The organism is Shewanella sp. 2_MG-2023, assembly GCF_030548905.1.
GTDB classification, from domain to species: Bacteria; Pseudomonadota; Gammaproteobacteria; order Enterobacterales; family Shewanellaceae; genus Shewanella; species Shewanella electrodiphila.
The window spans coordinates 177,563-196,282 of record NZ_JAUOSO010000011.1 but is presented as its reverse complement, the minus strand read 5'-3'; the positions used below and the strand labels follow the sequence as shown (position 1 = coordinate 196,282).

The 18,720-nt window shown below is 40.7% G+C and carries 13 protein-coding genes and 2 tRNA genes; 9 read left to right on the top strand and 6 right to left on the bottom strand.

The genetic code is table 11. The features are described from left to right. Window positions 1-73: transfer RNA gene (locus Q4600_RS12870), tRNA-Met, on the bottom strand. A gap of 330 nt (window positions 74-403) precedes the next feature. Here Q4600_RS12870 and rlmKL point away from each other — a divergent pair. The 5 genes from rlmKL to rmf all read left to right on the top strand — a co-directional run bounded on the left by rlmKL (window position 404) and on the right by rmf (window position 7,037). Further along, window positions 404-2,551: a bifunctional 23S rRNA (guanine(2069)-N(7))-methyltransferase RlmK/23S rRNA (guanine(2445)-N(2))-methyltransferase RlmL gene (gene rlmKL / locus Q4600_RS12865; protein WP_303516711.1), complete on the top strand. Its 2,148-nt coding sequence runs from the start codon at window positions 404-406 to the stop codon at window positions 2,549-2,551. A 3-nt stretch (window positions 2,552-2,554) separates the two neighbouring features. Then, window positions 2,555-2,821: a glutaredoxin family protein gene (locus Q4600_RS12860; protein WP_303516709.1), complete on the top strand. Its 267-nt coding sequence runs from the start codon at window positions 2,555-2,557 to the stop codon at window positions 2,819-2,821. Next, window positions 2,818-4,743 carry an ABC transporter ATP-binding protein gene (locus Q4600_RS12855; protein WP_303516707.1) on the top strand — a complete coding sequence of 642 codons (1,926 nt, stop codon included), beginning with the start codon at window positions 2,818-2,820 and terminating at the stop codon, window positions 4,741-4,743. Before Q4600_RS12860 ends, Q4600_RS12855 begins: the two co-directional genes overlap by 4 nt. A gap of 25 nt (window positions 4,744-4,768) precedes the next feature. Beyond that, window positions 4,769-6,661, top strand: coding sequence for a DUF3466 family protein (locus Q4600_RS12850; RefSeq protein ID WP_303516705.1), 1,893 nt, complete (start codon window positions 4,769-4,771; stop codon window positions 6,659-6,661). A 199-nt stretch (window positions 6,662-6,860) separates the two neighbouring features. Next, window positions 6,861-7,037: a ribosome modulation factor gene (rmf, locus tag Q4600_RS12845; RefSeq protein ID WP_102528615.1), complete on the top strand. Its 177-nt coding sequence runs from the start codon at window positions 6,861-6,863 to the stop codon at window positions 7,035-7,037. Between the two features lie 76 nt (window positions 7,038-7,113). Here rmf and fabA read toward each other — a convergent pair whose 3' ends face one another. Further along, on the bottom strand, window positions 7,114-7,629 hold the full coding sequence (gene fabA / locus Q4600_RS12840) for a bifunctional 3-hydroxydecanoyl-ACP dehydratase/trans-2-decenoyl-ACP isomerase (RefSeq protein WP_303516701.1): 516 nt from the start codon (window positions 7,627-7,629) through the stop codon (window positions 7,114-7,116). 72 nt (window positions 7,630-7,701) lie between these two features. Continuing rightward, window positions 7,702-9,441: a S16 family serine protease gene (locus Q4600_RS12835; RefSeq protein ID WP_303516699.1), complete on the bottom strand. Its 1,740-nt coding sequence runs from the start codon at window positions 9,439-9,441 to the stop codon at window positions 7,702-7,704. A gap of 243 nt (window positions 9,442-9,684) precedes the next feature. Here Q4600_RS12835 and Q4600_RS12830 point away from each other — a divergent pair. The 4 genes from Q4600_RS12830 to secF all read left to right on the top strand — a co-directional run bounded on the left by Q4600_RS12830 (window position 9,685) and on the right by secF (window position 14,155). Further along, a tRNA-Ser gene (locus Q4600_RS12830) sits at window positions 9,685-9,775 on the top strand. 923 nt (window positions 9,776-10,698) lie between these two features. After that, window positions 10,699-11,259 (top strand): hypothetical protein, encoded by a 561-nt coding sequence (locus Q4600_RS12825; protein WP_303516696.1) that lies wholly within the window; start codon window positions 10,699-10,701, stop codon window positions 11,257-11,259. Window positions 11,260-11,423: 164 nt separating this feature from the next. Then, the gene (gene secD / locus Q4600_RS12820; protein WP_303516694.1) at window positions 11,424-13,214 is read left to right on the top strand and encodes a protein translocase subunit SecD; all 1,791 of its coding nucleotides are present in this window, start codon (window positions 11,424-11,426) and stop codon (window positions 13,212-13,214) included. An 8-nt stretch (window positions 13,215-13,222) separates the two neighbouring features. Continuing rightward, entirely contained in the window at window positions 13,223-14,155 is a 933-nt protein-coding gene (gene secF / locus Q4600_RS12815; protein WP_303516715.1) for a protein translocase subunit SecF, read from the top strand. Between the two features lie 95 nt (window positions 14,156-14,250). Here the strand turns inward: secF and panP are convergent, their stop codons facing one another. The 3 genes from panP to Q4600_RS12800 all read right to left on the bottom strand — a co-directional run bounded on the left by panP (window position 14,251) and on the right by Q4600_RS12800 (window position 18,627). After that, entirely contained in the window at window positions 14,251-15,897 is a 1,647-nt protein-coding gene (gene panP, locus Q4600_RS12810) for a pyridoxal-dependent aspartate 1-decarboxylase PanP (RefSeq protein WP_303516693.1), read from the bottom strand. A 129-nt stretch (window positions 15,898-16,026) separates the two neighbouring features. Beyond that, window positions 16,027-17,202, bottom strand: a complete 1,176-nt coding sequence (locus tag Q4600_RS12805) for a glycerate kinase (RefSeq protein WP_303516691.1) — start codon at window positions 17,200-17,202, stop codon at window positions 16,027-16,029. Window positions 17,203-17,268: 66 nt separating this feature from the next. Beyond that, a complete protein-coding gene (locus Q4600_RS12800; protein ID WP_303516689.1) occupies window positions 17,269-18,627 on the bottom strand; it encodes a GntP family permease in 1,359 nt (452 codons plus the stop codon). Window positions 18,628-18,720 lie beyond the last annotated feature (93 nt).

The window sequence follows — 18,720 nt, the reverse complement described above, 5'->3', positions numbered from 1 at the left end:
TGCGGGAGCTGGATTTGAACCAACGACCTTCGGGTTATGAGCCCGACGAGCTACCAAACTGCTCCATCCCGCGTCCGTTTAAGCGGGGCGAACTATAACGACCTATAGTGCCCTTGGCAAGTCGAATTAGCATATTTATGATCGTTTGTTGGGTTAATGAGCATATATAGACTATTTCAGCCTTAATCGGTGGCCTTTTAAGCATTGTCTATGTGTTCTTGCTTTCAATTAGCTAATTTTTGGATCAAATTATCCAATAAATCGTAGATTTAATGGTACTCAATAGCTAAAACGACTCAAAAGACTAGAATTTATCCATTTCAGTGACATTTTCACACCTGACAATCGGTTTAGGTATATAATGCCGACTTAATTATATCTGTGAGATGATGACGTCGATTCCATGTTAAATTTTTTTGCTGCTGCCCCTAAGGGTTTTGAATATAGCTTATCTAATGAGCTTAAAGAGTTTGGTGCTACTGATGTTAAGGAAAGCGTCGCTGGTGTGTATTTTTCTGCACCTATAGAACTTGCCTACCGAATTACATTGTGGTCTCGACTTGCTAGCCGCATTGTCGTTGTTATCTATAAAGGTGCTTGTGAGTCTGCCGAGCAACTTTATAACGCAGCATATGCTGTTGATTGGCCATCTCACTTCTCTAATCAAAGTACATTTGGTATTGATTTTCACGGTACTGGTGGGTTTATTAACAACACCCAGTTTGGCGCACTGAAAATTAAAGATGCTGTTGTTGACCGTTTTCGCGATGATGGTCAGGAACGTCCTGATGTAGAACGTATCCATTCAGATTTTAGAATCGATGCTCATTTTCGAAATAATCAACTTACCATGTCGATTAACTTCTCTGGGCCTTCATTACACCAACGCGGTTACCGTTCAACAACGGGTGAAGCACCACTAAAAGAGAACTTAGCAGCCAATATGCTAGCTCGTTGTGGCTGGCAAGCTAAACCGATTGACTTGTTAGATCCATTTTGTGGTAGTGGTACGGTTGTGATTGAAGCAGCATTAATGGCTGCTGATATTGCTCCAGGATTGCAGCGTGCAAGATTTGGTTTTGAGCATTGGCTTCAGCATGACGATCAAGTTTGGCAAGACATCTTACAAGAAGCTAAAGCACGAGCGAGCTTAGGTAAATCTCGTTGTAATGTTAAGTTTTACGGATCGGATATTGATTCTCGGATGGTGGCGCTAGCAAAACAGAATGCTGAAAATGCAGGTGTTGCTGACTTAATCGACTTTACGGTATTAGATGCGCTTGAAGTGACACCGCCGTTAGAAACTGGCTTTTTAGTCTCAAACCCACCTTATGGTGAGCGTTTAGGCAGTATTACTGAGCTTTTACAGCTTTATTATCAGTTAGGCGATAAGTTCAAAAAAGATTTTGGTGGCTGGAAGATTGCCATGCTGTGTAGCGATATTGAATTGCTATCGGCATTAAAGCTTAAAGCTGACAAACAAATGAAGATGTTTAACGGTGCGTTGGAATGTGGTTTTAACCTTTATACATTGCACGCCAAAAGTACCCGCCGTGAAGCGCCAGTATTACCGGAAGGTGTCGACATTGCCGATATCTCACCTGCGTTTGCTAATCGTATTAAAAAGAATATGAAGCAATTGACTAAGTGGGCCAAAAAAGAAGGTATCGATAGCTACCGTATTTATGATGCCGACTTGCCTGAATATAATGTGGCGATTGATAAGTATGTCGATCACGTTGTGATTCAAGAATACTCAGCACCTGCTACCATTCCTGAAGCTGTGACAAAACGTCGTTTAACCGATGTATTGTTATCACTACCAAATGCGTTAGGCATTGACCCTGAGCTAGTTACGTTAAAAACCCGTGAGCGTCAAAAGGGAACCAATCAATATCAAAAAATTGATGAGCAAAAGCTTGAAATTATCACTCAAGAATATAATGCCCGCTTTAAATTAAACCTTACTGGATATCTAGACACTGGTTTATTTTTAGACCATCGCTTAACCCGTAAATTAGTAGGTGAGAAGTCTGCAGGTAAACGCGTACTTAACTTGTTCTCTTACACTGGTAGTGCATCAGTTCATGCAGCCCTTGGTGGCGCTAAATCTGTCACGACAGTGGATATGTCGAATACGTATTTAGCTTGGGCTAAAGAAAACTTTGAGTTAAACAACCTCAACGTTAGACAATACAAGTTTGAGCAAGCCAATTGCATTCAATGGATAAAAGATTGTGAAGAACAATTTGATTTGATTTTCATTGATCCGCCAACCTTTTCAAACTCTAAGCGTATGGAAGATAGCTGGGATGTTCAGCGTGACCATGCTGCTTTATTGGTTGATTTGATTAAATTGTTGAGCCCAACGGGTGAGATCATTTTCTCGAACAACAAACGTAAATTTAAAATGGATATCAACCTTCTAGGCCAATATAAAATGGACGTGAAGAACATTGATAACCAAACCTTACCAATGGATTATAAGCGTAATCCACACATCCATAACACATGGTTAATCACTCATGCTAAGTCGCCTTACAGCAGCTAAGGCATGCAGAGTCGTAATATGTTAACTAACACAAAAACTGAAAACTCAGATTTAATTTTATATCACACAGAGGGATGCCATTTGTGTGAAATTGCTCAATCGCTGGTTGAGCAATTAGCCCTGAGTTATCAACATATCGATATATGCGATGATGAAATACTTGCTGAGCGTTACGGTATTTCAATTCCAGTGTTAGTTATGGGTGATAAAGAACTGTTTTGGCCATTTGATGTGCCACAGTTAACTGATTTTATTAGGAGCGTCGTTTGAGTCTAGTTCGTATTAATAATGGTTCGTTAGCCTATGGTTATACGCCATTATTGAAAAATTCTGATTTCACTATTTTACCTGGTGAGCGTGTTTGTATTGTCGGCCGAAACGGCGCAGGCAAATCAAGTTTGATGAAAGTCCTATCAGGTGATGTGCTACTTGACGATGGTGAATTTAATATCGCCTCAGATGTGAATGTTAGCCGTTTACAGCAAGATCCGCCTAAAGCGGAAACGGGGACGGTTTATAAGTATATCTCAGCGGGACTTAAAGAAATTGGTGAGCAACTTGAGCGTTATCATCAGCTTTCCCATGACGTTGCTACTGCTGAGCCAGAAGCAATGGAAAAGATGCTCAATCAAATGACGCGTCTTCAAGAGTCACTAGATCATAATAATGGTTGGCAACTTGATTCAAGAATTATCCAGAATTGTGAATTACTTGGACTTGATCCAGATAAACCATTAAGTGAGTTATCTGGTGGCTGGCAACGTAAAGTTGCTTTAGCCCGTGCTCTAGTCAGCGAGCCAGACTTATTATTACTTGATGAACCAACCAACCACCTCGACATTGATACCATTGAATGGCTAGAGCAATTCTTGCTTAATTTTAAAGGTGCCATCGTATTCGTCAGCCATGACCGTGGTTTTATTCACCGTATGGCAACTCGAATAGTTGACCTTGACCGTGGTGTTGTCACGTCTTGGCCTGGCAATTACAAAATGTACTTAGAAGGTAAGCAAGAGTGGTTGCGGGTTGAGGCTGAGCAAAATGCTCACTTTGATAAAAAACTGGCAGAAGAGGAAACTTGGATCCGTCAGGGCGTTAAAGCACGTCGTACGCGTAATGAAGGCCGAGTCCGAGCATTAAAAGCATTGAGAAGTGAGCGCAGCGAGCGTTTGAATCGACAAGGCAACGCCAAGATGAACGTCAGTGATACAGAGCGTTCTGGTAAGTTAGTATTTGATATTAAAGAGCTAAACTATAATCTTCCTGAAAAAGATTTAGTTAAAAACTTCAGTTCAACGGTTATGCGCGGTGATAGAATCGCATTAATTGGACCAAACGGCTGTGGTAAATCGACGCTGATTAAGTTATTGATTGAGCAGCTAACACCTCAATCAGGTGAAGTAAAAGTTGGAACTAAGCTTGAAGTTGCTTATTTTGACCAATACCGCGAAGCGCTTGACCCAGAAAAAACAGTTGAAGAAAATGTTGGTGATGGTAAAAGTACCGTAACAATTAATGGGCAAGACCGTCATATTCTAAGTTACTTACAAGACTTCTTATTTTCACCTGCCAGGGCAAGAACGCCTGTTAAAGCGTTATCAGGTGGTGAGAAAAACCGTTTGTTGCTGGCACGCCTGTTACTGAGACCTGCAAACTTAATTATTCTTGATGAACCAACCAATGACCTTGATGTTGAGACCCTAGAATTGTTAGAGTCTCTACTGACTGATTTTGAAGGCACATTATTAATTGTCAGTCATGACCGTGAATTTATAGATAACACGGTAACCAGCAGTTGGTGGTTTGCGGGTAATGGTGGATGGCATGAGTATGTTGGTGGTTATAATGATGCTGTTTCTCAAGGAGCTAAATTTTATTCTGAGGAACCTGACGCCGCATCTGTTGTCATAGCATCAGCGCCTGTTGTAACGAAAGCTGAAAAGCCTAAGCAAGCAACAACCAATGCGCCTAAGAAATTATCGTTCAAACTTCAACGTGAGCTCGAGCAATTGCCGAGTAAAATGGAGACGTTAGAACAGGAAGTAGAAGAATTACAAAACACTGTGGCTTCAGCTGATTTTTATAGCCAACCACAAGATACTGTCAACTCAGTGCTACAGGCATTGGCGGCAAAAGAACAAGAATTGGACACTTGCTTTGAACGTTGGGAAGAACTCGAGTCATTGAAGTAAGCGCATAATAAAAATAGGAATTAAAATGAAGTCGAAGTTTGATAGGGCATTATCCGTCGTTGCCTTGAGTGTGCTTGGCGCCATCGGCAGTGTGCATGCTGCTCCAGTATATGAAATTGTAAATATTGAAGATTTTGATCTCAAAGGTAATGTTGATGGCACCAGCCGCGGCTATGCGCTTGGCGTAAATGCCAATGATGAATTGGTCGGTGTATCTAAAGGTAAGAAAAAATTATCTGTAGATGATGAAGACGATGATGGCGTTATTGATGTTGAAGACGGTATTGCACCAGAAGAAGCCATCGTATACTCAGTGTTCTTGCCGATTATTGCCAATAACTACACTTTCACAGCAGAAGAAAATGATGCTGAATCGCCATGGAATCCTAACTTCTTTAGCATCAATGGGACCACTGCGCCAACAGATGTTGATGATGAAGGTGAGTTAATTATCAATTCTGTTGATACTTTCTTTTACGGTATGAATGATGATGGCGTAAAAGTTGGTTCTTATACAGCACCTGAAAAAACCTTAGATTATGAAGGCAGCGATGAAGACCAAGAGTTTTGGTATTATCGTGACTTTGAGCTGCGTGGGGTAGCGGTCACAGGTGACGGCTCTGAAATCGAGTTAATACCATCTTATCAAACCTACATTCGTGAAGAAGATGATTTTGTGGTTGAACTGGGTGGCTGGTCTGCTGCTGCAGCGGTAAATAACAATAATTTAGTGGCTGGTTATGCTAGTACTGACATTATTGAATTCAGTTCTGATCGAATTGATAGCTGTATTGATGCCAGCGAAGATGAAGATATTGAATTCCCTATACCAGTAGAAATCTGTGTGCAAGCAGACCAATACCCTTCAAATGGTCGTCGTAATATCTCTTACCAAACACGTGCTCACGTGTGGCAAATAGAAGCGGATAATACAATTCCTGAGGATAATATTGTAGAGCTGCCATTAGGGTTAACACCTGATGAAGATTCGACATTAAATTATATTGCTCAAGGCTTAGGTGTTAATAATGACGATGTGGTCGTAGGTCGTTCTCATACTTATCGAAATGGTAATGACGATGATTTATATCAAGATGCCGCATATTGGCAAAAAGATAGCAACGGCGAGTACCAATACAATTGGATTGATCCGGATATTTTCAGTGATACCGTATACAGCTCAATTGCTTATGATGTCAATGATAATGGCATTGTGGTAGGTAGCTTTCAAAAATACATCAGTGGTTATTTAAGAGAGAAGTTCTTCTACTATGATATCAATGATCCTGCTGCTGAAATTGTGGTGCCTGATGATTTTCAAGAAGGATTGTCTGATTTAACCAGTAAACCGAAAGCGATTAACAACGCAGGTCAAGTTGTGGGTAATATTGAAGTAACCTATGACAAAGATAAGCCACGCCCAAAAGCAGCGTTCTTGTATAACATGAATGATAACGAGTTTATCAACATCAATAATAACTTAACTTGTGAGTCAAAAGGTTACGAGCAAGATGAAGACGGCGAGTGGAGCCGTCATCAAGTTGAAGTGATTGATGGCGATGGTTCTATCCTGTCTTACGGCGCTGAATTTTATGTTGTTGAAGCGAACAGCATTAATGAAGAAGGTACGATAGTCGGTACCGCTTTCGTACGTAAGCCAGTTTATCAATACGACTCTGATGGGAACCTGATTTTAGGTGAAAACGGTACGCCGCTATTTGAAATAGATGGTAACGGGGATCCTGTAACATCATTCTTAACCCGTATGGTTGTGCTTAAACCAACGTCAGGTAATCAAGAAGCATGTACAGAGTCAGATCTTGTCGAAGATGAACCTTATGTACGTAAAGGTGCTGCTTCTTTAGCTTGGTTATTGGGCTTACCATTACTTTGGTTGCGTCGCCGTAAAATGAAATAGATTGAGCATTTTTTAAACAAAAAGTCGAGGTTTTTTCCTCGATTTTTTTTTGTCTTTTTTCTCAATACCTTAATTAAAAATGCGAAAAAATGTCATAAACCGACATTGATCTTGTATGAAAAGTCGCCTATTTCTTATTGTGAAGCCATTAGTGATCTATTCACTAATTGCGCTTAATTAACAAAATGAGGATGTGTTAATGAAAAGACAAAAAAGAGATCGACTAGATAGAGCTTTTTCTAAAGGCTTCCAAGCAGGAATTGCTGGACGTTCAAAAGAACTTTGTCCATATGGAACTTTAGATTCTAAATCACAATGGTTAGGCGGGTGGCGTGAAGGTGTTGATGGCCGTTTAAGCGGTTTATTTAATAAATAGTTTTCATGGGTGATGAAATAAAAAAAAGCCCTCACAAGAATGGTGAGGGCTTTTAAGATTTGGAGGTAAGTGATTTTTAAAATGACGAAGTATCAGTAAAAATACCCACTTTTAAATCAGTAGCACTGTATATTTCACGGCCATCGACTTCCATCACAGCATCTGCAATACCCATCACTAGTTTACGATGAATCTTACGCTTTAATGTGAGTTTGTAGGTGACTTTTTTAGCTTCTGGTAATACTTGGCCAGTGAATTTGACTTCGCCAACACCCAGAGCACGTCCTTTACCTTCAGCGCCTTCCCAACCTAAGTAAAATCCGACTAATTGCCACATTGCATCAAGCCCCAAGCAACCAGGCATAACAGGATCGCCATTAAAGTGGCAATCAAAAAACCATAGGTTAGGAGTAATATCGAGTTCAGCTACGATTTCGCCTTTACCGTACTCACCACCGTTTTCATTAATTTTAGTTATACGGTCAATCATCAGCATATTGTCGACAGGTAAGCGAGGTGAGTTAGGCGCAAAAAGGGTACCATTGCCGCATGCGATTAACTCTTCTTTAGTGAAACTGTTAGCTTTTACCATTTAAATATTACCACTTTATGTTGAGTAGGGTGACAAGATAGCGAACACGTGTAAGCTAAACAACTCCGATCACTAAATAATGCGTAATTTTATTAATATTTTTTGCAAAAATGATGGTTCGATATCGTCATCATCTTGACCTGCCATTTTTTCTAACCTTTGTTGGACTAAGCCATATAAAGATTTTTCAGGAAAATCATTGTCTTGATTTCTCTCGCCAGCAGGTATCTGCATAAGCAATGAGATGGCTTCATCCATATGTTCAATAGCATGTACATGGAATAAACCCTTCGATATGGCATCGATGATCTCAGGCTCAAGGTTTAGTTGTAACACATTAGATTTAGGTATAATGACACTGTGTTCACCATTTAAGCCACGCGTTTGGCACAAATTAAAGAAGCCTTCGATTTTCTCATTGACGCCTCCGATAGCTTGCACATTGCCAAATTGATCTAACGCGCCTGTAATGGCAAACGCTTGGTTAATAGGCTGCTCAGCAATGGCAGACATTAAACAGCAGTACTCTGCTAGTGAAGCACTATCACCATCTATCTCTTGATAAGACTGTTCGAATACAATGTTGGCATTTAAATGTAATGGCACATCACGCCCGAAAATACGGTATAAAGACGCTGATAGGATCATCATGCCTTTAGTATGGATATTACCGCCTAATTCAGATTTTCTTTCAATATCGATGACTTCACCGTCGCCGTAATGCACGGTAGTCGTAATTCTGGCGGGTTCACCATAACTAGCATCATGGGTGTCCACGACAGTTAAGCCATTGATTTGCCCAATCATCTCACCAGATGTTTGCAGATTAATGAAATTGTCTGCAAAATTTTGCGCTGCATATAGCGCTGAGCTGTCATGACGTTTTTTGGCATGTAAAATGACTTTAGCGATTGCTGATGCTGTGACCGCTTTATTATTCGTGTATGCCTTTGCTTGCAATAGCACTTGAGTTATTTGCAGCATCGATAGGCTTAAGCGTTGTTGGTGCTCGGTGAGCTTAGCGCTATACCAAAATAAAGGCATTAATGAGGAAAGCTCTAACTGAATACCGTATTCGTTGGCTAAACTCATTAACCATTGTAAATATTGGCTTTCTGAATACTTTGTTAAATCTAGCTCTGAATTGACTTCAGCAAGCAAAGGAAAATACTTAAAAAAAACTCTGTCTTCAGTACGCAAATGGGTAAATAAATTAGCAGAACCTACAAGGATAATTTTACAATTCAGTGGAATTGGTGCGAGTTCACTGTTTATTCGATAAAACCCCTGTTCAAGCACTTGCATGACAAATTCCCACAGTCCCTCGCGCTTCCAAAGCGATTCGACATCAATAAATACAAAGTGGTTAGATGCAAGTATGCCAGCTTTATATTGACTGGCTTTATCTGTTTTCTGCATTTTACCAATTAAATCAGCTCGGCGAATTTGACCACTTACATAACTAAATAATTGGTTTTGACTGGCTATAGTGCCGACATTGGCTGAAGGAAGCTCTGTTTGCCAGCGAAAATTAAAATCATGGTTTTCGTTTTTACTTTTCGTGGCAACGAGGTATGAATCAGCAGGCGTATCGGCTTGCCCAACCAGGGCTTTTATAAAGAGGGCACGATCGATACTTGCATAGTCGGCCAAATATAAATGCTGTTGCTCCACTTTGCTCATTAAGTTAAAAGCATCAACACAACGCTCTTGGCCAAGTAGCAACTGGCTTAAATAAATGGTACTTGGTAAAGATTGAGGCAAAGTATATTGTGGTGCAAGTTGCGAGGTTGGGATTAAAGTTGTGGTCATAGCTTTACGTTTTAGAAATCATTAAAAAGATTTTAGCACACTATATCGTCATATCATTGAAATGATTCAAGTCTAGTGAAGGTTTAAAAGCGTTTTATTAATCATTTTTGAGTTCAATAAGCACCAGCTCTAATTGAATTAGATTAAATAATAACGAAAAAGTCTATTTGATGACCATTTGAATAAGTTTTTAAAAAATCCTGTTTACAAGTGAGCCTGATACTTATATTATTCTCGGCGTTCGGAGAGATGGCAGAGTGGTCGAATGCACCGGTCTTGAAAACCGGCATGGGTTTGTAGCCCATCTAGGGTTCAAATCCCTATCTCTCCGCCATATTCAAGACGAAAGGCTCATCAGAAATGATGAGCCTTTTTTCATTTTTGTTTAATTATAATTAAACATAGGTTTGTAGCTCATCAATGTAGGGTTCAAATCCCTATCTATCCGCCATATTCAAGACGAAAGGCTCATCAGAAATGATGAGCCTTTTTTCATTCTTGTATAATTATAATTAAACATAGGTTTGTAGCTCATCAATGTAGGCTTCAAATCCCTATCTCTCCGCCATATTTAAAGAAGCCCGCTATTTTATAGCGGGCTTTTTGCTATTTTAAATTTAGAAAATAAAACATCACAGGTTTGTAGCGCATCTATGTAGGGTTTAAATCCGTATCTGCGCCATATTTAAGACGAAAGGCTCATCAGAAATGATGAGCCTTTTTTCATTCTTGTTTAATTATAATTAAACATAGGTTTGTAGCTCATCAATGTAGGCTTCAAATCCCTATTTCTCCGCCATATTTAAAGAAGCCCGCTATTTTATAGCGGGCTTTTTGCTATCTAGAATTTATTAAATATAACAACATAGGTTTGTAGGCATCAATGTAGGATTACTCTTTCAAAAATATGCTATCTCTCGGCCATCTTTAGAAAAGTTCGCTACTGAAAAACTGCGGGCTTTTTACTATCTAGAAATTCAAAAATAGTAAAGTATTGGTTTGTAGGCATCAATGTAGGACTCAAATCTCTAACTCTCCGCTATATATAGAAGAACTCATTACTGCAAAGTAATGGTTTATTTGCTTTCAAGTCTTTGGCTGTTCTAAATTATTATTAATGTTTTACTAAGGTTATGATTTTTAATGCTTATATCAGGTTTAGCTATTAACGAGTGTGAAACAAATAATTTAACACTATGAGCATTAATGTAATTCAACATATAATTCCTTTTCATATTTAAAGTTTAGGGAAATACCTTGTTGTTTCAGCGTCTGAAAATCATTTTATTGTTGCTACTATCGTTGAGTACTTTCTCAGCGGTTGGTCAAGTGCAGCTAAATGATGACCAAAGAAACATTTTCTCAACTGAAATAGCCGTTTGTGTACAAGAGGAGACTGGAGCTCCCGCTAATAGTTTACGCGTGAGTCATTCAGTATCATCTCTGTCATACCTACAACCGAGTTTATCTGATGGCCAAGACTTCATCTCTATGCTTGTTAGTATGGATTTAAGGCATAAAAATTTAACACCAGAGAAAGAGCAACCCCTTATTAGCCAATTAGCTAGTGTTGACTTCTTTAATGATGTTAGACGAGTTGTCAGTAGCGATAATCGCGCTGGAACAGGCGTTAAGCCTAATTATTTTCTTCAAATTGCTTTTTTTGAACCAGTGATTTTTAATCGTTTTATTACACCTATAGATAAACCCAAGTTTACTTATCATTGGACAAGCAAGCTTTCTAGTACTGTTTCTCGCCTGTCAGGCTGGAAGGACGGTAATAGTCTCTACAGTCATCATCACCTCCGCTACAGCTAAATCTCTGTCGTTTTAACAAATATATTATTGCCGAGTATTCGGCGTATTTTAGTGTGCTTGTACCTGTGCCTAAATCTTGGCTATTTTATCTAGCTAGCCAAGGTATTAGCACTGGAATTGAAAGCTATCAAGTGCACGGTTAATTCTTAACAGAGAATATAAACGTGAATAAAAAAACACCACAAAATCCAATTAATCGCTATGCGAGTTGGAAGTACATTGTCCTGCTTTTTACTATTGCTGTGATGTTTCTCAGCGCATTGCCGTCAATATTTGGTGAAAATGCTGCGCTACATATCAATGATCGCGATCATCAGGTGGAAATAAAACAGTTAGTTAAACAGCTTGATAAAGCGGGTATTTCGACAAGTCTTGTTTCTCAAACTGAAGATAAAGTCACCGTTGTGCTTAGCGATGCCAGTCAACAAGCTGCTGCTAAATCAACGATTGAATCTTATTTAACTGACGATGTTCTCGTGGCTTTAGCCATGGAATCAGACGCGCCTAATTGGTTAACTGAGCTTGGTTTTGCCCCGATTAAATTGGGCTTAGATTTACGAGGCGGAGTGCAATTCTTGTTAGATGTGGATATGGAACCTGTTTATCAAGCCCATAGGCAAATGGTGATTGATGAATTTCGTCAATTGGTCAGAGGTTCACAGGGTAGGCATATCGATGGGAAGGTACAACTTAACTTTCGTAATAGTGATGACTTACAAGCTGGTGTAGCTGCGGCAAGGGAAGAGTTTCCCCAGTGGCAACGCTCGGTAAATGGCAACGTGCTCGTGATGACTCAAACAGAAGAAGCGCGGGATGCATTGAGAGCCACGACGGTACAACAGAACTTGCAAATTATGCGTAGCCGAATAGAACACTTGGGCATAACTGAGGCTTCTGTTCAAAGGCAGGGGCAGTCAAGGATCAGAATTGAACTGCCAGGGGTACAAGATCCCGCAACAGCTAAAAACGTAATTGGCGCAACAGCATCACTCTCATTTCATGAACTTGTTGAGCCGCGTTCACCAATGGCGATGTCAGTGGATGATGAAAATGGCCAAGCTATATCGCTTAATAGAAGGGCTATTCTCGGCGGCGAGCACATTATTGATGCCAGAGCTAGCCTTGGTGAAATGGGAATGCCAGAGGTTAACCTGACTCTCGACTCAGCGGGCGGCCGCAAGATATTACAGTTTTCTCGCGATAATGTCGGTAATCCTATGGCAACGGTTTATAACGAATTTACGCAAGGTAGAGATGGCGCAAGTGTAGAACAAAGTTCCGTTATTAGTGTTGCGACGATTACATCGCAATTAGGGAATCGTTTTAGGATAACAGGCAGTGGTAGTCTTGCAGAGTCTCAAGAGTTAGCCATGCTATTGAGCGCGGGTTCATTGACCGCACCAGTCACCATCGTAGAAGAACGGACCATTGGCCCAAGTCTTGGTGCTGATAACGTTAAAAATGGTTTTGCTGCGTTGGCATTGGGGCTCGGTTTAACACTGACATTTATTGCCTTTTGGTATCGACGCTTAGGTTGGGTTGCCAATTCAGCCTTGTGTATCAACCTTGTGATGCTAGTGGGTCTTATTGCGTTAATCCCCGGTGCTGTACTGACTATGCCTGGCATCGCTGGGTTAGTACTTACTGTTGGTATGGCCGTTGATACTAACGTGCTTATATTCGAGCGAATAAGAGACAAAATGAAACTCGGTAATAGTTTTGCACAGTCAATTAATAGCGGGTTTGACAGTGCATTTTCATCTATTTTCGATGCTAACCTGACAACCATGATCGTCGCAATTGCGCTTTATTCCATTGGTAATGGGCCCATTCAAGGCTTTGCTTTAACACTAGGGCTTGGGCTGTTAACCAGCATGTTTACCGGCATTTTTCTTTCAAGAGCCATCATCAATTTAGTATGGGGACGTGATAAGCGTCGTATGGTAAAAATATGAACAATATAATGACACGTTTTTTCAAAGGCCAATTTGATAATAATCCTTCGCAAAGTGGATTAACTCGCCTTAGGTTTTTATTAACTGGATTTTCAGTATGTGCTTTATTGGTTTCAGTCTTGATGATTGGAATTAAAGGTTTTAACTGGGGCTTAGATTTCACCGGTGGCGTGGTAACTGAGGTCACACTTGACTCAAGCATAGAACTTACTGAATTAAATCAGCATGTGGATAATGTTTTAGCCCAAGACGTGCAAGTGATTAAGGCGTCAGAAGAAGGTCAATGGATACTGCGTTATAGTGATGAATTGGCTGGTGATGTCGGTATAACGGATGCACTTGCTCAGATTAGCGAGCAGGTAACACTTATCAGTCACAGTATTGTAGGGCCGCAAGTCGGTAATGAAATGGTCGAACAAGGTGGACTTGCAGTACTGGTTTGTTTAGTGATGATCATGGTGTACTTAAGTATGCGTTTTGATTGGCGTTTAGCATCTGGTGCTTTACTTGCTTTGATGACGGATATCATTATCGTTCTAGGGGTATTTGCAGTCTTACAGCTAGAATTTAATTTAACGGTTTTAGCAGCGTTATTAGCAGTATTAGGTTATTCACTCAATGACTCAATCATCATTGCTGATCGAGTCAGAGAAATCATGCGAATGAGACCAAAAGGTGACACCAATGAGATTATTAACGAGGCGGTTAAAGCGACCTTTTCGCGCACGTTAGTCACTTCAGGTACGACATTAGTGACAGTTTCAAGTTTGTGGTTATTGGCAGGTGCTAGTTTACAAGGTTTCTCAATCGCGTTATTCGTTGGCATCATATGCGGAACTTGTTCATCTATTGCGCTAGGGGTGACTTTGCCGCAACTGTTTGGTCTAAAACCTGCCGATTATATTCCTCAGCCTATCGATATTGAAGAAACGTATTCTTAATGAAATTGCATCAATTAAGTTTGTGTCAATAAGGCTTTGCAGCAATAAAAAACCAGCCACAAGGCTGGTTTTTTATTGGTCAATTAAATTGAAGCTTATTCAGACATTGCGAGTAATTGCGGTAAATAATGGCTATCAAGCTTCGCTATTTCAGTTTGTTCCTGCAGTACGTCATTTAATATTTCATCAGTGGTTAGCGGATTAGCTAATACCACTCTAAATACCGTCGTTGCTTGTCGCTTATATTTCGCGGGCTTTATACGCGTACGTGAAACGAAAGACTTTCCTTGTTCACGTTGATGTTTTTGAATGAACTGAGTTAAACCATCGAGCAATTTATTGCACAGTTTAACACTCGCAATATCATTATTACGTATAGCTTGTTCCATAAAGGATTGCACAGCTTGTGGTACATAGCGATAGGTCAAAATGCACAGCTCTGGCTCGGTTATCAATTCGAATTCTTGGTGCTGGTTAATTTCTTGTGCAAAGTAGCGCGCTTTTTCAAGGCTGTTATTAATCAGAATCTCATAACCTTCACTACCGATGATCTGTAAACAAGCATGTACTAACATTGCCATGCCTGGTCTAGAGCCTTCTAATGTTTGGCTGCCTAAATCTTTAGAACCAACGCGGAGTATATATTCAGCATGGTGTGCTATGGCATGGGCAAGCTCTGGGTCTTTAAACAACACCATTCCAGCGCCCATCGGTACATACATTTGTTTATGGGCATCAATGGTCACTGAGTCAGCCAGTTCAATGCCTTTAAGCAAGTAACGGTATTTATCTGATAATAAACTTGCGCCGCCCCAAGCTGCATCAACATGGAAATGACATTGTAATTCTGAAGCTAATTGAGCTAGTTCAGATAATGGGTCAATATTGCCTGTTTCTGTTGTGCCAGCAACGCCGACAATCGCCATCACTTTGATGTTTTCTTTGGCGAGTTTCGCAGCAGTTTGGCGCATTTTTTCAACATCAACTTTGTTGTTGGCATTGGTTGGGATACTGACAATGTTGTCGCGGCCAATCCCCAATAAGTCAGCAGTTTTGCCTATCGAGTAATGACCTCGTTCAGACACTAATATGGCTAAGTCATCATAGCCATAATGCTTTAATGCACGCGGGAGCCCTTCACGATTAACTCCTTTGAAGGTGCCGTCTGCTTTTAATAATTGATTTCTAGCAATCCATAAAGCGGTGATATTTGCCACGGTGCCGCCGGAGCAAAATGCGCCAAGGGAGTAATTAGCGCTATGCATCCATTGATCGTAAAAACTGTCAGCCTGATCAAAAATCAAATGATGCATCATCCCCAGCACTTGGCGCTCAAGTGGGGTAAAAGCTTTAGAGGTTTCAATTTTAACGAGGTTTTGATTTAACCCAACCATCATTTTAGACAGTGGCAATACAAAATACGGCAGAGCAGATGTCATATGGCCGATAAAGCTCGGTGCTGAAGTGTGTACCGAATGGGCCACTAAATTCTTCATTATTTCATCGGTATAGTCTGAAACAAATCTGGGTGAATCAGGAATTTGGTAGGCTCGAAAATCTTTTTCGATTAATGACAATGGCTTTTCAAGCGCGGCAATACTTTTACCTAAAAAGCCCGCTAAGTCTTCAGAAAGCTTTTGCTCAATGATACTTAGTGTTGATTCCGCATCTTCTGGAATGGTAAATATACGTAGAAGGCTTGCTTCAGATGCTTGGGCTTGTCGGTAATTTTTTGCGGTCATGTCTTCGTGCCATCATTTTTATTTTTCAGCCAAGTACCACTAAAATGAAAGTGGTTTCTTGGCAATTATGAGGGCTAACTTTACTTCATGGATTATTGCTCAGCAAGTTTTTGAGTTAAACGAGCGTTTTTATATTGATAGTTTAAGTGTAGCGGCGACATTTTGAGCTGTTTGAACCAGGTTTTCGTGTGCATTGCTTAAAATATCATCGAGCGGAGCTAACGATGGAATAATAGGAAAAATTGCTGTCATTCCTTGTTGCAGTATTTTTTCTGCTCCAGAACCTAAACAACCCGCAATGCCAATCACAGGGATATCTTGTTTTAAGGCTTGTTGCATTACGCCCATGGGGGTTTTTCCACTTAAGGTTTGACTATCCATACGGCCTTCACCAGTGATGACAATATTGGCGCCTTGCATTATGTCGGCTAATTTCACTGTTTCTATGACAATTTCAACTCCCGGCTGAAGTTGTGCATTAAGTAATGCCATAACACCAAAGCCCATGCCGCCAGCAGCGCCAGCACCAGGGAAAAGTGCAATGTCGTTATCGGAATTTTCAGGTATAGTGCGTTTAATAACATTGGCAAAGTGGCTGAGAATATTATCAAGCTCAGTGACCATTTCTGCAGTTGCGCCTTTTTGCGGGCCAAATATTGCAGAGGCACCATTAGGACCACATAAAGGATTATCTACATCACAAGCCACTTCGATTTTGCAATCAGCAATGAGTGGGTGTGCAGATGAACTATCAATCTCAGCTAGCTGGCTGAGTCCTGCAGCGCCATGGCCAATAGCGCTCCCGTTTGCTGTAAGCAGTTTAAAGCCTAAAGCTTGCGCCATTCCCGCGCCGCCATCGTTTGTCGCACTCCCCCCCAAGCCTAGAATTATGTGATTTATGCCTTTATCTAGTGCATCACGAATAAGTTCCCCAGTTCCAAAGCTGGTGGTCAGCATAGGGTTTCTTCTATCTCTTTCAATATGATGTAAACCGGATGCTTCAGCCATTTCAATAACAGCTGTGCCAGAGCCAGTGCTAGTGCCTGAGTCATTATTGTTTGCACCCAAAATGCCATAATGTGCGTTAACTGGTTGTCCATCAGGCCCTGTGACTTGAAGCATTTGCATTTTGCCGCCAGTGGCATCTACCATAGCTTGTACAGTACCTTCACCGCCATCGGCCATGGGTACTTTGCAATATTCAGCATCAGGAAACACACGCTTAAAACCTTCTTCAATAGCATTAGCAACACCTAATGCACTCAGGCTTTCTTTAAACGAATCAGGGGCAATGACTATTTTCATATTGTCTCTCTTGGGTTTAAAAGAGCCACCTACTTAAGGGTGGCTACAATGGATAACAATAGCGGGTTAAAGCAAAACTAAGCTTAAAAGGTAAACCAGTGTCATGGCTGTAACACCTTGAACCAGTGTTGCGATGGTTTGCGCACGATATGCTTGTTTAACGCTCATGCGACTAAACTGAGTAACCACCCAGAAGAAGCTGTCATTAGCGTGTGATACGGTCATAGCACCTGCGCCAATGGCCATAACGGTTAATACACGTCCCATATCACTTGCAAGACCAATATCACCCAGCAGTGGCGCGACTAAAGCTGATGTAGCCACTAATGCAACCGTTGACGAACCTTGTGCTGATTTTAATGCTGCAGCCACAATGAACGGCATAAATATCCCGACACCTAATGCCGACAAGCTACTTCCAAGGAAAGTACCGATTTCAGTAGCTTTGAGAACAGCACCGAATGCGCCGCCTGCACCAGTGATTAATAAAATAGGCGCGGCAACAATTAAGCCTTGGCTAATACGTTCGCTGAACTCTTTAATTTTGTCAGCGCTTTTTAACAAAGGAATGGCGAGTAAGAGACCAATCATTAAGGCATTAACTGGCTGACCTAAAAACATCAAGGTATCAAATATGACTTCTTTACCCAGTGGCGCAGAAGGGAAGTTGGCTATAGAGCCTAAGCAAATCAACAATATTGGTACAAAGATTGGTGCGAAAGCTTTTGTTGGGCTAGGTAGTGCACCGTAGCTTTGCTTTAAGGTTTCATAATCTTCAACTTTATTATTGAGCTCTTCAGCGCCTTCACCATCAGGTTGCTCATTGGCAAAACGATTTGCCCATAATGTGCCAGCAAGCGCGGCTATTGCAGCGATAAATACACCAATAGCAATGACTAAGCCTAATTGATTTTCAAGGCCTAGGTTACCGGCCGCAGCAATAGGACCAGGTGTGGGTGGCACAAAAGTATGGGTTGCGTATAAACCCGTTGCAAGAGCAACACTCATGGAAACACTTGAAACTTTCATTCGATTTGCCATTGACTGTTTTAACGAGTTCAAAATGACAAAACCTGAATCACAAAATACAGGAATAGAGACGATGTAACCGATTATCGACATGGTGAGCGTTGGGAAACGTTTACCCAACACTTTAATGACTACATCGGCCATGGTGATAGCGGCACCGCTTTTTTCCAAAATCGTGCCTATGATGGTACCGAGTACAATAACAAGCCCTATGTAACCTAAAATACCGCCAAAGCCACTGGTAATGGTTTTAGCAATGTCGGCACTAGGTAAGCCATAGGCAAATGCGGCTAAAAAAGAAGCCAAAATTAATGTCAAAAAGGGGTGTAGCTTAAATTTTGAAGTCGCAATAACGATAAATGCAATTACGCCAATTAATATCAAGATCATGCTCATGATAACGTCTCTGGTCAGGGTATAAAGATAGTTGTTTTTGTATGCGTATTATTAAAAAGTTGCACAATATATGCTTTGTTCAATTGAACAGAT

Coding starts and splice junctions, on each gene's coding strand:
- rlmKL (WP_303516711.1), top strand. CDS start 404: ATGTTAAATTTTTTTGCTGCTGCCCCTAAGGGTTTTGAATATAGCTTA.
- Q4600_RS12860 (WP_303516709.1), top strand. CDS start 2,555: ATGCAGAGTCGTAATATGTTAACTAACACAAAAACTGAAAACTCAGAT.
- Q4600_RS12850 (WP_303516705.1), top strand. CDS start 4,769: ATGAAGTCGAAGTTTGATAGGGCATTATCCGTCGTTGCCTTGAGTGTG.
- rmf (WP_102528615.1), top strand. CDS start 6,861: ATGAAAAGACAAAAAAGAGATCGACTAGATAGAGCTTTTTCTAAAGGC.
- fabA (WP_303516701.1), bottom strand. CDS start 7,629: ATGGTAAAAGCTAACAGTTTCACTAAAGAAGAGTTAATCGCATGCGGC.
- Q4600_RS12835 (WP_303516699.1), bottom strand. CDS start 9,441: ATGACCACAACTTTAATCCCAACCTCGCAACTTGCACCACAATATACT.
- secF (WP_303516715.1), top strand. CDS start 13,223: ATGACACGTTTTTTCAAAGGCCAATTTGATAATAATCCTTCGCAAAGT.
- panP (WP_303516693.1), bottom strand. CDS start 15,897: ATGACCGCAAAAAATTACCGACAAGCCCAAGCATCTGAAGCAAGCCTT.
- Q4600_RS12805 (WP_303516691.1), bottom strand. CDS start 17,202: ATGAAAATAGTCATTGCCCCTGATTCGTTTAAAGAAAGCCTGAGTGCA.
- Q4600_RS12800 (WP_303516689.1), bottom strand. CDS start 18,627: ATGAGCATGATCTTGATATTAATTGGCGTAATTGCATTTATCGTTATT.